The sequence below is a fragment of the Micromonospora sp. WMMD1102 genome, from assembly GCF_029626265.1.
Lineage (GTDB): Bacteria > Actinomycetota > Actinomycetes > Mycobacteriales > Micromonosporaceae > Plantactinospora.
In genome coordinates this window covers 604,002-618,479 of sequence record NZ_JARUBN010000001.1, presented here as the reverse complement: position 1 = coordinate 618,479, position 14,478 = coordinate 604,002, and the positions used below count along the sequence as shown (strand labels likewise).

Annotated in this window: 14 protein-coding genes; 2 read left to right on the top strand and 12 right to left on the bottom strand. The window is 70.2% G+C overall.

Annotated features, from left to right (window positions below; all coding sequences use genetic code 11):
- Window positions 1-109 precede the first annotated feature (109 nt).
- The 11 genes from O7626_RS03010 to O7626_RS02960 form a co-directional block, all read right to left on the bottom strand.
- Window positions 110-814, bottom strand: coding sequence for a hypothetical protein (locus O7626_RS03010; RefSeq protein WP_278059005.1), 705 nt, complete (start codon window positions 812-814; stop codon window positions 110-112).
- 201 nt (window positions 815-1,015) lie between these two features.
- Window positions 1,016-2,776 carry a DUF2637 domain-containing protein gene (locus tag O7626_RS03005; RefSeq protein ID WP_278059003.1) on the bottom strand — a complete coding sequence of 587 codons (1,761 nt, stop codon included), beginning with the start codon at window positions 2,774-2,776 and terminating at the stop codon, window positions 1,016-1,018.
- A 343-nt stretch (window positions 2,777-3,119) separates the two neighbouring features.
- Window positions 3,120-3,596, bottom strand: a complete 477-nt coding sequence (locus tag O7626_RS03000) for a hypothetical protein (RefSeq protein WP_278059001.1) — start codon at window positions 3,594-3,596, stop codon at window positions 3,120-3,122.
- Between the two features lie 69 nt (window positions 3,597-3,665).
- Entirely contained in the window at window positions 3,666-4,901 is a 1,236-nt protein-coding gene (locus O7626_RS02995; RefSeq protein WP_278058999.1) for a hypothetical protein, read from the bottom strand.
- Window positions 4,898-6,001 carry a DNA methyltransferase gene (locus O7626_RS02990; protein ID WP_278058997.1) on the bottom strand — a complete coding sequence of 368 codons (1,104 nt, stop codon included), beginning with the start codon at window positions 5,999-6,001 and terminating at the stop codon, window positions 4,898-4,900. Before O7626_RS02990 ends, O7626_RS02995 begins: the two co-directional genes overlap by 4 nt.
- On the bottom strand, window positions 5,998-6,867 hold the full coding sequence (locus O7626_RS02985) for a hypothetical protein (protein ID WP_278058995.1): 870 nt from the start codon (window positions 6,865-6,867) through the stop codon (window positions 5,998-6,000). The genes O7626_RS02990 and O7626_RS02985 overlap by 4 nt, the downstream gene beginning before the upstream one ends.
- Before the next feature lie 142 nt (window positions 6,868-7,009).
- Window positions 7,010-8,635 carry a ParB N-terminal domain-containing protein gene (locus O7626_RS02980; RefSeq protein WP_278058993.1) on the bottom strand — a complete coding sequence of 542 codons (1,626 nt, stop codon included), beginning with the start codon at window positions 8,633-8,635 and terminating at the stop codon, window positions 7,010-7,012.
- Window positions 8,636-8,814: 179 nt separating this feature from the next.
- Window positions 8,815-9,177, bottom strand: a complete 363-nt coding sequence (locus O7626_RS02975; RefSeq protein ID WP_278058991.1) for a hypothetical protein — start codon at window positions 9,175-9,177, stop codon at window positions 8,815-8,817.
- A complete protein-coding gene (locus tag O7626_RS02970; protein ID WP_278058989.1) occupies window positions 9,174-10,043 on the bottom strand; it encodes a hypothetical protein in 870 nt (289 codons plus the stop codon). Before O7626_RS02970 ends, O7626_RS02975 begins: the two co-directional genes overlap by 4 nt.
- A 118-nt stretch (window positions 10,044-10,161) precedes the next feature.
- The gene (locus tag O7626_RS02965) at window positions 10,162-10,401 is read right to left on the bottom strand and encodes a hypothetical protein (RefSeq protein ID WP_278058987.1); all 240 of its coding nucleotides are present in this window, start codon (window positions 10,399-10,401) and stop codon (window positions 10,162-10,164) included.
- Window positions 10,402-10,485: 84 nt separating this feature from the next.
- Complete coding sequence (locus O7626_RS02960; RefSeq protein WP_278058985.1) at window positions 10,486-10,956, bottom strand: hypothetical protein; 471 nt, start codon at window positions 10,954-10,956, stop codon at window positions 10,486-10,488.
- A gap of 672 nt (window positions 10,957-11,628) precedes the next feature.
- Between O7626_RS02960 and O7626_RS02955 the strand changes: the two genes are divergently transcribed.
- Complete coding sequence (locus tag O7626_RS02955; RefSeq protein WP_278058983.1) at window positions 11,629-12,081, top strand: hypothetical protein; 453 nt, start codon at window positions 11,629-11,631, stop codon at window positions 12,079-12,081.
- A complete protein-coding gene (locus O7626_RS02950) occupies window positions 12,018-13,529 on the top strand; it encodes a relaxase (protein ID WP_278058981.1) in 1,512 nt (503 codons plus the stop codon). The genes O7626_RS02955 and O7626_RS02950 overlap by 64 nt, the downstream gene beginning before the upstream one ends.
- 7 nt (window positions 13,530-13,536) lie before the next feature.
- On the opposite strand, the gene O7626_RS02945 is transcribed toward O7626_RS02950, so the two are convergent.
- Window positions 13,537-14,334, bottom strand: coding sequence for a hypothetical protein (locus O7626_RS02945; protein ID WP_278058980.1), 798 nt, complete (start codon window positions 14,332-14,334; stop codon window positions 13,537-13,539).
- Window positions 14,335-14,478 lie beyond the last annotated feature (144 nt).

The window sequence follows — 14,478 nt, the reverse complement described above, 5'->3', positions numbered from 1 at the left end:
GACGGGGTGGCGCCGGGGCTACCCCTGCGATGTCATGCGCTAGGCGTAGCGCAACCGGATCAGGTGGCCGGCGACGACGACCAGCCGCGGTGCTACGGGTAGCTCGGGCTCACCCTCCGGCGCCCGGTTGCGCGTCCTGTTTCGGCCGGCCGGTGCTCGACGCCGATCCAGTGCGGTTGTTGATCCAGCTTTCGACCCGGTGCCGCTTCCAGGAGCGGATGATCCCGCGACGGCCGGGCTCCTCCAGATCCGGCTTGATCAAGTAGCCGTCCCGGCCCTCCTCCCAGGCCGGGGCGCTCTTCTCCACGTACTTGGACCAGGCTCCGTGGCTGACTCGGATCAGCGTGCGGAATTCCTTGGCGGTGATCAGCTCGTCCGGGTCCCCCTCCAGGCTGACCTGGTGCACGCGCGCCATGCGAGCGGTCCGCTTCGCCTGGAAGTACGCGATATTGAACGCGTCGAGATCGTCAAGCGCGTACCACTCCTGGCCGTCCACCACGTCGACGGGCTCCCGCCAGCCCGTGGTAGGGCGTTGTTTGGGTGAGGCGACCAGGTTGATGGTGTGCAGGCTCCGGTCGAGGTATTCGGCAGCGCCGCGTCGGTTGGTGCAGGGGCGTCCACTGATCACTCGTAGCTCCACGCATCCCCCTGCGTTCACGTCCCGCCGTGCCCCGGCCTCGCCCGCCAGGCAGCCGTTTCCGCTTCCGCTCACCTCAGCCGGGCGGCTCCGGTCGCGGGTGAGGGTCACTGTACCGGCAGCAACGTCACCGAGTGCTTCCGCTGCTTCCGGAAGCACCACGTCAATCCGCTTCATGAACCGTCCTCCGCGAACGTGGCCAGGTGCGATAGACATCCGCAGGCGCCCGGCGACGCTCTTGGCGTCGGCCGGGCGGCTGATCGAGCGGGGCCGGCGGGGCTGTGCGGGCGGGCGATGGCATCGCGCTCGGGTGTGAGTATGGGCAACGCCTCCCGGGAAGCCCGGGAGGCGTTGCCGAATCGGGGAGTGACTTGCAGGTCAGGTGCCGGCGGTGGCGAGTTCTTTCCGCGATGCCGCAGAAAGCACGCTCCGGACCGTCCGGTCGGTGACGCCCGCCAGGGTCGCCAGGTCCTGCTGCTTCGCCTCTGGGTGATCCCGGTGTGCTTCGAGCACTGCCAGGACGGTGGCCGGGCTGACCCGGTCGACCTGCGGTACCGGCCGCCCGTCGAACATCAGTGGCTCGCCCGCTGAGGCGTTCGACGCCGTGCGGCGACGGCGTGGCGACATCCGCTCCATGAGCCCGCGGATCTGCTCCTCCGCGGCCTCGCGGCGCTGCTGTTCGTCAGCGAGGGCACGCTCGGCGGTTGCCGTCCGCACCTCCAGGTCCTTCTGGACCCGCGCCTGCTCCCTGCCCTTGAGCCGGAAGTTGGCGACCTCCGTTTCCGCCAGCTCGCCGCGCCGGCGCCACTCCTGAGCTTCCGCTTCCGCCTGACCCCGGCCCCGGGCCGCCTGCTCCGCTTCCGCTCGGGCAGTCGCTGCTGCTTCCTCGGCCGCCGCCCGCAGGGCCGCTTCGTGCTCCGCTCGCCGCTTCGCTCGTTGCGCCTCCTCGGCTGCTTCCGCTCGCCGCGCTGCTTCCGCTTCCGCTGCCTGCCGAGCCGCCCGGATTTCCGCTTCCGCCTGAGCGCGCCGCGTCGCTTCTGCATTCAGCCGCGCTTCCGCTTCCGCCAGCGCCACGCGGGCCAGGCGGGCATCCTCCTGCGCCGCTTCCATCTCCTTGCGCGCCGGCCCGGGTAGCGCCAGTGACGGTACCGAGGTGCCGGTCTGTGCGAGGTGCAGCAGCAGCGTCAGGGTCTTGCCGGTCTCCCCGGCACGGGCAGCCTTGCGGGCGGCGGTGCGCGCCTGCTTCCGGACGTCTGCCGCGAGCGCCTCCCGCCGTTCCCGGTCGCGTTCGACGGCGGCGAGCCGGCGGCGCTCACGGCGAGCGGCTTCGGCACGAGCGACCAGGGCCGCCGCGCCGGGGCTCAGCCGGTCAAGCACGTCCAGCCGCCAGGCCGTGAAGGTCGAGCGCGGGGCCACCAGCCACCGCCGCCATCCGAACCGCTCCGGCGGGGGCGGCAGCATGCCCCGGTCGCGCAGCGTCGGCCTGTGCTTGGCTCCGCTGCGGACCTCGTAGACGATGATGCCCAGCGCCGAGAGGAACGACAGCCCGACCGCCTTGACCGGGTCGGTGTGGTGGCCGATGGCGTTGATCGCGACCGCCGCCGCCGTGCAGATCCAGATCAGCGCCCGCGCTGCGAGCGCACGCTCCCCGGCAAGGCGCTGCTGCTGGGCGGTCAGGGCCATCGCCAGGCCCGTGCCCTCGATGGCGACCGCCGCCACGACGCCGATCGGCGTGGGCAGACCGTTGATCCTGGCAGCGTCGACCTGCCCATACACGGCGCCCGCTACGGCGAGGCCGTAGATCACGCCGGAGTAGACCGAGGCGGCGTTGGCCCGTACGTACTCGACGCGACGCGCGTACCAGGCCGCCGTGTCCTGCCGGCGAGTCTGCCGCCGCTTCCGCCTCGCCTCACGCTTGTCCTCGCGTTCCTTCCGGCGACGCTCGGCGCGGTCAGCCTTCTGCCGATCGCGCTGGTCATCCAGACGCAGCCGCCCTTCCTGCTCGCGAAGGCGTCGCTCCACCGCCGCGTCCTCGTCCGCGATCCGCTGCTCGCCGGCCAGCCGCGCCCGTTCGGCGGTCGCCAGCTCACGGGCGACCCGCCGGTCGGTCCGGGCGAGGTTGGTCAGGTCGGTGCTCATCGCGCCACCGGGCCTTCCAGCACCCCGCGCGCCGGCACCGACCCTGTCGGCACCTGGTGAATCGGGGGCCGAGGGAACGGCGATGTCGAAGCCGTAAGGTCTGTCATAAGTCGGACCTCCGTTGTCCGATCAAGGTCCCGGCCGGTGGGTTGCCTCCACCGGCCGGGACCGCTGCGTTTACGGGCCGAATGGGGCACCAACGGTGGGTGATCATCCGGCTTATCGTGGGAGCTACGGGTTATCGGCAGCGCTACGGGTAACGCGCCTGGTGTACGGTGCGCGGCTTTCCCTTCCCGTCCGGGGCCGGCGGGTCGCCCTGGCCGCACGCTCCGGTTGGCGCCGTTCAGCGCGCCGGCGGCTGGCGGGGCGAGGGTCGGCGCGGCGCGGCGAACGCCTTGACGCAGTAGCCGGAGCAGTGCTCCTGCCAGGTGGTGTCGTCGGCGTCGTCGGCGTAGAGCAGGTGACCGGCGGCCCGGCGGGTGCCAAGCCGATACCCGGCGGCGCGAAGCCGGGTGGCGGCGTCGGCGCGGCTGATGACGCGCCAGCCTTCCGCGCTCAACACGGCCTCCACCTCGGCCGTCGTTCGCTGGGTGAAGGGATGCCCGGCCGGCAGCGGTACCGGCGTGGTTGCCTCCAGCAATCTGAACCCGCGGGCCGGGACCGGGCCGTTGTCGTGGTGGGGACGGATGCCGATCAGGCCGGCGGCCCCGGTCGGCAGGTGCAGCCACACCTCACCGATGTCGGTGGCAGCGAGCGGGTCACCGGGCCAACCGTCGAGGCGGCCGGCCCCGTCGAGGTGGCTCGTCACGCGCGTTGTCATGAGGTCTCCATAAGCATTTGGCGTCGGGCACCGGCAGCACGCCCGACAAGACTTGTAATGATACCGCATTTAGTCGGCGTTGCCGCCCGGGTCATCGAAAAGCGTGAGCTGGTCGGGGTGCGGAGCCCCGGGATGGGAACGCCGGGGCGATGTTCCACGCCGGCCGGTCAGCGATGTCAGGGGCGGGGCTAACGGTAGGTCGACCAGCGGTGTGGACGGCGTGGGCGTAGCGCGTGCGGCGTACCGCAGGGCGTCCATCACCTCCTCTCGGTAGGCCAAGGCGTAGCGGAAGCAGTTGCGGCAGTCGGTGGGAACTCGGCAGCCGGTCAGCGGGTCCGGACGGCTCACATGGGTGCAACCGGGCAGGCGGATGCGCTCCCTCCGGGCGGTGGCCGACCAGGCTTGGCTGTCGGAGCTGGCCAGCAGCGGGCCGACGAGCCGTAGCGCGTTGATGCTCACGCCGAATCCGTGCATCCGCATACCCAGCGGCGCGAGGGTACCCAGGACGCGGGCCACCTCACGCTGGGAGCCACGCCGGCACAGGCTGCCGACACCGACGCGCATGGCGCCCAGGTCCACCCCCGCGTCCTGGTACATGCGGTGGTGCTCGACGTACTCCCACGGATGCCACCCCTGCAACGTCGGCAGCCACGGGACGTGCGGGAACTGTTCGGCCAGGTAGAGGTAGTTGGTCAGGGTCGCTTCCTGGTGCTCCCGCACGGTGGCTCTGGTGCGGCGCAGGCACTGCGGTTCGCAGGGCCAGTCCTGGATGCCGACGACATCGGGCGGTCCCACGTCCTCCTGGAAGCGGGTCCACATGGCTCCGTACTCGTCCGGGTGCGCGAACCAGGGATGTCCCTCCGGGTCGGCGCGCAGGATCAGTGCGGCGTAGGCGCCGGAGTCGCCGGCCCACGGTGCCCCGTTCATCCGTACCGGGAAGTCGTCGCCGCGCCGCCGGTAGCAGGCCAGGGTTGTCGCCGAGAGGAACAGCGGCACGGGTGAGTCGTTCAGCCGATGGGGATGCCCCACCCCGAGGTAGAAGGTGGTCCGGCGCGCGGCGTCGGGATGGAACTCGCTGATGGTCCAGGGAGTGACCGGCCCCCAGGGCGTGTCCAGGCGTTCGGGGCCGAGGCCGAACCGGGCCACGTGCGCGTCCCAGCGGGCGCGACGCTCCTGCACCGTTGGTGGAGGCGGGGGCCACTGCGTCAGGTTCTGCTTCCGCAGCAACGCCAGCAGTTTCGCAGCTCGTCGCGGGGAGACGCCGGAGGCTGGAACGGTGAAGCGGCGGATCGTGTCGACGATCATGCCGGCACTCCGGTCGGCGCGTCGAAAAGCGTGAGCTGCTCGGTCTCGGGCCGGATGACGGGCACGATCTCGGCGAGGATACGCCCCATGGTGAAGCGCAGGCTCTCCACGTTCAGGTCCCCGCCGTAGAAGCGTCGCCCGTCCTGGAGGGCGGCGATGGCGGTGGCGCCCGAGCCGAGGAACGGGTCCGCGACCAGATGGTCGAGGTCGGTGGTGGCCCGGATCACCCGGGACACCAGCGCCGGGTGCAGCGAGTTGTCGTAGCGCAGAAGGTTCCGGCGGCGCTGCTCCGGGATGTCGGTCCACAGGTCCGTGGCGTAGATCTGCCCGGTACGGCCCCTGGGCATCTCCGGCGGAAGGTGGAACACCCGGGCAGGATCGGTGAGCGATCCCTTGCACAGCAGCGTCACCCGATGGTGTTGGTGGACGAAGCGGCGCCGGGTGTAGAGACCGAAGCGGCGCGCGACCGTGATCGAGTTGACGTAGGTGAGCCCGGCGTCTTCGGCCGTCACCTGGACCCGCGCTGCCTGCTGGGCGCCGGTGACCACGGCGAGGTAGCCGCCGGGGCGAAGCGCCGCGCTGGCCGCCCCGATCCACTCCGAGGTGAACGCGGCGTACTCGGCCGGGTCAACGTCCTGGTATCCCGGTATCACCTGGTCCTGGTTCCGGCCGTACGTGCGCCGGTAGGCAGAGCGGTGGTCATCTCGGCCCAGCGCCCACGGCGGGTCGGCGACGATGAGGTCGATTGGCTCGTCGGCCTCGCGCAGCACGGTGGCCGCCGCGCCGAGCACCAGTTCGACGTGCGACGGGTCGGCGGGCAGCCAGACCAGCAGCGCCCGGCGCGGCCGGGTGGTCGAGCCTTCGATCAGCCAGGCGGCTTTGCCGGTACCCGCCGGGCGGGCGCGGCCCTGTCGCTTGAAGGCGTGCAGCGCCGAGCGCAGCCGCCGCTTGTACTGGGCCTGACCGTCCTGGATGATTCGGCGGCCGTCCGCCCGGTCGGCCAGGCCCGCCTGCTCGGACAGCCGGTACAGCTCGGGCAGGGTGTAGCAGCCACGCTCCAGGGTGCGCAGCAGGTCGGCTTCGGTGCGCAGCGGGATCACAGGGTCACCGCCGGGTCCGTGGCGAGCGGGTACGGCAGTTCGACCAGGCCGATCCGGCACCGCCTGCGCCAGCCCCTGTCCCCCACCGGCCAGGCGAAGCGGTGGCAGCCGCGATGACGGACCCGCCGAGCGCCGATCTGAGCAAGAGCGAGTTCCAGCCACTCGCCGGGGGTCAGGCCCATGCCCGCCCGCGCGTACTCGGCAACCATCTGGGGCAGGGATCGGGCGCCCAGCGCCATGAGCCTTGCCCGGACGCCCGCTGCCCCGCGCTCCCCGGCGCGCACCTTCTGTGCCGCTCTGGCCGTCAGTACGGTGCCGTCCGGCAGGATCGTGATGGTCCTGGCGGTCCCCCGCCCCAGGTACCTTCCGCGAGTCGCGCGGTACACGTGCCCGACGTGGCCGGGCATGAGGAGTTCCCCTGCTAGGATCCGGGGCATCGGGTCGGAGAAGGCGACGAGCCCGCGAACGCCCTGCTCTGCGGCGAGCCGAAACAGTCGGCCGAGGACCCAGCTCTCCGCGTTGGACGGCACCTCATCGAGCAGGACGAGGCGGCTGATCTCGGCAGCCCGGCCGGGTCCGAGGGTGGGGAACGGCTTGGTCAACACGGCGGGGTGCATCGGCACGCCGAGCACGACAGCCCCGACCAGATGGTCGCCTTCGAGCAGCCCGAAGGACATCCGGGCAGCGGGAAAACTCTTGCTGTAGTGGTGCTCGGCGACGAACCGGCGGGCCGCAGCCTCCGGTACCGGTTCCAGCCGGTAGCGGCGCTGGTCGAAGCCACCCTCGCGCACCGGCCGCCAGGTGTGGTTCCCGCCCCGCCACCGCTGGCAGAAGGCAGGGTCGAACAGAGAGAGTTGTTCAAGCATGGTGTGCCCCCGTTGATCCGTTCGAGGGATATGAGCGGGCGGGTCCCCGCCCTGGGCAGGTCGACCTGGGCGTCACTGGCGCATCGCTGCTCGCCGTTCCTCCGGCCGCCGCCGGACAGCGGCGGCCGGAGGGTCGCGCCGGCTACGCCTCGGCGGCAGCGAGGTTGGCGTCGGTGGCCGGCAGCGGTGACTCACCGCATGCCCGCAGCTCGACCGTGGACAGCTCGTACCCGTTGGCTTCGAGATAGCGCAGGTAGCGGGTGGTGCTCTCGCTGACGCTGCGCCACGAGTTGCGGCTCGTCGCCTCCTCGTACGCGGCGAGCAGCAGGCCCAGCGCGATCATCTGGGCGCGCTCGTCGCTGGCCTTCCCGACGAGTTCCACCATCGCCGGGGCTCGCCGGCCGAGCGTGGGAGCCTGGTCCGGCAGCCCGAGCAGGTCATGGGCCAGCCGGTTGCCGCCGGTCAGCGCCGACGTGACGGCGTGGTCGGTACGGGCGAGGCTGCCGGCGATGAAGCCGGCGGCCGTCTTCGGCGCGGCCTTGCGAGCGAGGAACGTACGCAGCCAGTTCCGGCGGACCGTCTCGGCGCTGTCCCACGCCTTGTTCGACTGGATGACGTCACGGCGCTGGGCGCGGGCTTCCTCCCGTTCGACGTCGGTCATCTCCGCGATGGTCTTGCGTCCGCTGGCGGAGTCGTGCTCCTGCCAGCGCAGCGCGTGTCCGTGGGCGGCGAAGTCTGTGCACACGTACTCAGGCAGCCAGGCACGGTACGGGCGCGCGGGTTCCGGCCTCTCGGCGTTCTCGTCTGCCCCGGCCGGGGTGTCGTCGCCCCACGGATCGTCCCCGTCGTCCTCGTCTTCGTCCTCGTCCGGGTGGACCCATTCGTCGTCGAGAAAGGCCGCGTGCCCCGGGCAGGAGGCGTGGTTGTCCTCGGTGAGTTGCTCCTCGCCGTGCTTCAGCCTCGACAGCCGCTTGACCTTCTCGTCGTTCCACGACGGCCGGTCAACCAAGGTGATGCCGGCGGCGGCAAGGGCTGCGGCGGCTTCGACCTTCGCCGCCGCCTCCGCGCGGGCGTCACGCAACTTCTGCGCCTCGTGGTCGAATCCGCCGCGCTGGGCGGCGACCACGAGCCGCTTGACCGCCTCCGGGTCGTCCTCGAACTCCGCGACCACCGCGGCCTGATCGATGCTCAGGAACTCCCACCGTTGGGTCGCGCCGCGAGCGAGCTTGCTGCGGGCCACGGTGAGCGCCTTGTCGACCACGGGCCGGCTCGTGGACATCCGCTTGGCGATCTCCCCGGCCGGGACACCGCACAGGGCGAGTTGCTCGTACGCGGCCACACGCTCAGCGACGGTGAGGGGCTCGCGGTGGTCGTTCTCGTTGACCTGGTCGGTCAGCCGATCGGCTTCGTCCGGCTTGGGGACCACCGTCACGCGGACCCACGGGCGCTGGGCTTGCACGGCCGCGAGGGTCCGGCGTTGCCCGAACAACACGACGAGACGGCCGTCGTCGTCACGGTAGGCCACGACCGGCTCCAGCACGCCACGAGCGCGGACGTTCTCCACGTAGCTCTTGCGCAACCGTGGGTCCAGGCGCACGTTGGCGCCCACGACCAGGGTCGTGGGGTCGACACGAAGCAGCTCATCCTCGACCTGCTCGTCTTCGACGGCAGTCGCCGTGGCCGTGGCCGTCATGGGAGCAGAAAGCGTCACAGTGAAGGTCCTTCCAAGGGGTGTGCGGGCAGCAGCGACCGCGACGGCAGCGGGCACGGCTGACCCACCGCGTAGGCGGTTGATGAAGGGGTGGGACGGCGATGAGCTGCGCTACCGGCAGCAGCAGCGGCTACGCTGGCCCGTGCGAACCGTCTGGCGGTGCGCCGGGCTCGGGTTGTAGCGGCCTGGAGCCCCGGTGTCGGCCCGCGCGACGCAAGACCGCGCGGGCCGCTCCGTTACTCCTGGTCCGGCGAGATCTCCAGCTCGCACTGACTGATCAGTTGCTGGTGCATCCACGTGCGGATCCGGTACCGGGCCATTCCGTCGACGGCGGGTAGCTCGGTGGTCTCCACGTCGACCGGCACCAGGGCGTCAGCCATCCGGACGTACACCGCCACGAGGGCATCGCGCACGTCGGGTCCGTGCAGACGCCGGGTGATCTCCGCGTGCGCAACCGCCCGCACGCCTCCGACGAGGAGGCCGGAATCCGGACGCAGCGTGGTCAGGACGATGTAGGTCGCGGACTGGCGGGTGGGCGTCACGTTCTCGGCCGGCGCGGGGTTCGAGTGTTTGGCGTCGCCGGGCTGCTGGCCGGTCACTGCGCACCGCCGGGGCGTTCGACCCTGGTCACGTCCTCGATCGACGGAAGGGCTTCCCACACCTGCCCGGTCCAGATCTGGTAGATCTCGCCGTCGTTCAGGGGCCGCTTGTGGTGAAGCGCTCGTACGATCGCTCCCCACCAGGTCCGGTCGGCCGGTGCGCCGGCGCCAAACGGAAGGCCCTTGACGTGGCCGTGGCCTTGGCCGGCGGGTTGAATCGGTGTGAGCAGGCGCACCGGCGTCCACTCCCTCGTCAACACCTGACGCACGGCGTCGGCCGCCTCCTGCTCATCGATCAGGGCGTCCAACACAGTCTCGACGGTGACGGTCGCACCGTCCTCGTCGCGGCACTGCCCCACGAACGCCGCCAGGTCGGCTTCACCAAATGGCGTGGCCTCGACGGGCTCGAACCAGGTATCGGTGCCGTAGTCGTTGAGGATTCGGCCGGCAACCTGTTCATCGAGGTAAAGCACGGCGCTGTACCCCACCCGAGAACCCCCGAGGTCGCGGTGCCGCAGGTCTCGCGCGCTCAGGCGTCCGTGCGGCACCCCCAGTCCGGTGTGCGGCAGCACGATCGTGGCGGCCGCGCCCGTGGGCTCGGATGATGGTGCCGGTGGGGCGAGCAGGAAGGTCTGTCCGCCGGAAAGGTCCAGCACCGAGCCGGCGTCGGTGACGACGTTGTAGCGGGTGCGTCGACCGGAGATGGCCTGCTTGTCGAGGACCGTCGCGGCGGTCGCGCCGGTCTTGACTCGGCTCGGGTGCCAGTCGCCCCGGGTGCGAGTCGATGCCTTGGCCGGGTCGTCGGTAATGAGGATCCGGTCGCCACGAACCAGGCCGGTAGTGGTCTTCTTGCCTTGAGCCGTCATTTACGTTCCTTCTGGTCTGGCGGTTGTCGGTGACGACGTGAGCCGGGTGGTAGCGACACCCGAAGGGCAACACGCCGCGAGGTCGGGACCGTGTGAGCAGCAGGTGGTAGGGGCGGATCTAAGTCGCGCTCGGGTCGCCGTCGTGACCGGGAGCGCCGTAGTCGGCATTGCCGCAGGAGGTAGTCCCGACCCCGTGCCCGGCTTCGCCGTCCGGGTTCTCGCTCCGCTGGACGTCGAGCAGGAAGTCGATGAACTGCTGCTGCGTCTCTTCGTCGGCGGCGTCCAGGAATCGCCGCGCCAGCTCGCCGAGCGTCGCGTCGGTCCAGCCCTGCTCCACCGCAATCAGGTGCGCGATCACGTCCGGACTCTGGCTTGTGTGCCGGCTGTGCCGCCCAGGTCGCTCGTGATTCATATCCATCGCTCCCTTCTAATGATGCCGCAATTAAGAGGAGTGCGGATCCGAGGCACCCTGGGAGCCCCCCGCTTGGACGGAGATCGGACCGGCGATCAGTCGAGCGATCCGACCTGGCAGCATCTCGACCAACCGATCGATGTAGTTGGTCCATCCGCGCTCGGACTCAATGTGCGAACGACCTGCACCGATGAGCTGATACCAGGCGTAGCAGAGTTCGTAGACGGCGATGGCGACCCCCGAGCCGTGCGGGCAGCCGGATCGGGCCGCGACCCAGGCCGCAGCCCTGCCGCCGTTGACGGTGAACAGGTTGGCATTCAGGGCAGAAGAGGCTGCCGGGAAGCCGTTGATGTCCGGCACCACCAGTTCGGGCACCGGAAGGCACTCGGCGGCAGCCGGGTGCACGGTCTCGATGGCAGCCGCGATCTCACGTCGGGCGTCCACCAGGACTGCGCGGATCGCGTCGAAACGTTTTTCGGGAGTCGAAGCGCTACGGGGCACATGAACCTCCGAAGGGGTCTGGATTCTGTCCGGAAGGATTCGATCTCCTTACACTTATAATGATACCGCATATAGGTCGGATTCGGTAGGCTCCCAGGTCACTTGACCTGCAATAACGGGGGAGCGGCGCAGCTCCGTCGACCACCACAGCACTCTTCGGCGCCGGCGACCGAGCCGCCTCGGCAGCGCGACCCAAGATCGAGTTTTCGGACACCGCCGCCCTATCGGTGATCCGAGCCGGCCGCTGCGCCGTCCCAGTCCGGAGCCCGGGTGCGTGGAGGGGCGGAGCAAGTTGTAGTACCGGTCACCGGATGTGCCGACCGAGCGCGGTCGGCACATCCGGCAACCGGCGAGAGCACTGACCCAGCGGGGTCAGTGGACGACAAGGTAACGCGGCGGCGCCGCTCGTACGGCAGCAGCCACGCCGACGCTCCGGCGAGCTTCCGCCTTCGCGGGCAAGCGTCGTGCTTCACGTCGAGCCAGATCCGCCTGGTTCCGCTTCCGCAACCGGCGGCTCCGGCACGTTCGCTTCCGGTCGCAGTCTCTTGCTTCCGCCGTCATTGCCAGCCGGAACCGGAAGCAACGTCACGCCGAGTCGCTACCCGTAGCGTCGCCGATAACCCCGCCGCCGCACGTTCGGACGCAGGAACGTGCGAAGCGGAGGCGATGAGGGTGGACACCAGTACGCGAGCAGCGACCGGCGACACGCCAAGCCCACGTGGTGCCGACCGGCGTCACCAGTTTCCGGGCCGGCAGCAACGAATCAACCTCCGGCTCGACGACGCCGAGTACGGAGATGTCGTGACCGCCGCAAGCCGTGCCGGGCTGACCCCTACCGGCTTCTGCGCCGATGCCGCATTGGCAGCCGCCAGGGGCAACGCCGCCCCCGGGGGCTTGATCGGCGGGACCGGCGTCACCCGGGCGGAACTCGCCGCCATGCAACGCGATCTCTTCGCCACTCGGACGGCCATAACGCGGACCGGCACCAACCTCAACCAAGCCACCGCAGCACTCAACGCCACCGGCGAGGCGCCGGTCTGGCTCGACCACGCCGTCAGGCGGTGCACGCAGGCGCTCGACAGACTCGACGCCCTCGTGGCCGACATCGACCGGCGGCTGCGCTGATCCCCGCCATCCATCCCCGCGGCACGAACGTAGGCGGCCTGCTCCGCTACCTGTTCGGCCCGGGGAAGGCCGAGGAACACGTCAATCCCCACCTCGTCGCCGCGTGGTCCGGCCCCAGCCAGCTGCCCTCGCTGGAACCGCCGATCCACGCCTCCGGGCGCCACGACATCCGGGCCCTGGCCCGCCTGCTCGAACAGCCCGTACGGGCTGGCAGGAACCCGCCACTGAAGTTCGTCTGGCACGCCTCCGTCCGCAACCACATCACCGACCGCATCCTCAGCGACAGCCAATGGGCGCACATCGCCGCTGAGATCGTCGCCGCCGTCGGCATCGCCCCGCACGGCGACCCGGACGCCGTGCGATGGGTGGCCGTACGCCACGCCGACGACCACATCCACATCGTGGCCACGCTCGTCCGACAGGACGGCGAAACCGCCTGGGCCTGGAACGAACGCCTCAAGGCACAATCCGCCGCCCGAGACCTCGAACAACGCTACGGCCTATACCAGGTCGGCCCGGTTGACCACACCAGCCACCGCCGGCCGACCCCTGCGGAGCAGAACAAGTCCCACCGGCAGGGCAGACCAGAAATTCCCCGCGACCGGCTCCGCCGTGAGGTACGTGCAGCCGCAGCCGCAGCGAGCGACGAGAACGACTTCGTCGACCGGCTCCAGACGGCAGGTGTTCTCGTACGACTCCGACACAGCACGATCAACCCGGACGAGGTCACCGGCTACGCAGTCGGGCTCCCCGACCACCACACCAGCTCCGGCGACACCGTCTGGTACGGCGGCGGCCGACTCGCCCCGGACCTCACCCTCCCGCAACTCCGACGACGCTGGGACTCCGGTCCCGGCACAGTGCCGCGCAACGGCGGGCACAGCCCAAGTCGCCCAGGAGTTCAGCACCGAACGGACGCCTTCCGCCGGGCAACGACAGCCGTGGACACAGGCGCCCGTCATCTCGGCGGCAGGCGGCCTGACGATGAGGAAGACATCGCATCCCTCGCCGATGCGGCAGCCGATGTCCTAGCCTCCACGGCACGGGCATTCGAGGGCCGCAAAGGCGGCCCCCTCACCGACGCCTCGGAAACCTTCGACCGGGCGATGCGGGAGCCACAGCGACGCCACGCCGGGCGCCTGCACCCGGCGGCGGGCCAACTCCGATCCATGTCTCGACTCATCTCGGCGGTCGGCCGGCTCACCAGCGACGACGACACAGCAGCAGCTCTGCAACTGGTCCTGCGCATGTCGATGGTCGCGGACAACCTCGCCCGCCTCCGCGAGGCTCAGGGCAGGCTCCACCAGGCTCAGGCAGCTAGACAAGCCGCAGAAGACCTCCGCGAACTCGCGGCAAAGGTGCCTGCCACGCTCGCAGGGGTTCGACCCGCCGCCGCGTCCGTCCAGACGTCGTCGAGACGTACCCCTTCCAAGGGCCGCGCAGTTTGAACGCCGCTCAGTTCCGGCGGACGTGCTGCACACCCAACGGGTCACGGATGAACCGCGGCACCGCCGGCAGCATTAGCTGTGGCGCATGCCTCGCCACCGCAAGCTCCACATCCGAGTCGCTGACGCTGCGCGCGGGTGGGAAGCGGATGGCCTTCAGAGCGGGCCAAAGGGGTACCCACTGGTCTGAGTTGCGCTCAGGCGCCGGCACTCCCCAACCATCAACGGTGTACGCCAGCAGCGCCACGCCCCGGAAGACAAGACACGTCCACAGAGCGTGCCGTACCTCTGCGTGATCCCAGGAACGGTCTGTCCGAGTAATTCCCAAGGTGGCTTGCGGAAGCGAGAAGTCGCGTTCGCCGACATGTCGCCCCAACCAAACGGCGCTGTATTCGGGCGGCAGTTCGGTCTGCTGGAGTCGTCGACGCATTGCGAGAGTTGTCACCGGAGGTGACGGCGTAGAAAGCTCCCGCATCCAGGCCGTCTTGATCGCCCATGCGGCAAGGTCGGCTGCTCGATCAGGCGGGATCGCCAGCGGCGTTCTGCTGCCGGCTGATTCGATCAGCTCTGAGATCGTGGGCCCCACCCGCTGCTCAAGCTGACTCATCCAACCGTTGTTACAGATCTGGCAAACCTCGCGCGCGACCAACGTCAGGACCGAGCCCTGCCGCTCGGTCACCACCGTCGGCATCTCGGTAAAGGTCTCGGCATCACTCCGCCGGAAACCTGCCTGGTGTACGTACCTGTTTGGATTCGGGTTGTCGAGGTACGGGTGAAGCCATCGCGGCCAGACGTGTTCCTTGGTCATCCCTCCCGATTGACCGCAGAAGGCGCAAGCCTTCGCCTGGCGCGCTCGCCCCCGGGCTACCAACATGATCACCTCTACGCGTCGCCCACCTTGCGGCGATTCCCCTGCCGTCATCGTCGATCGAGTGCTGCGCGCCGACAGCCT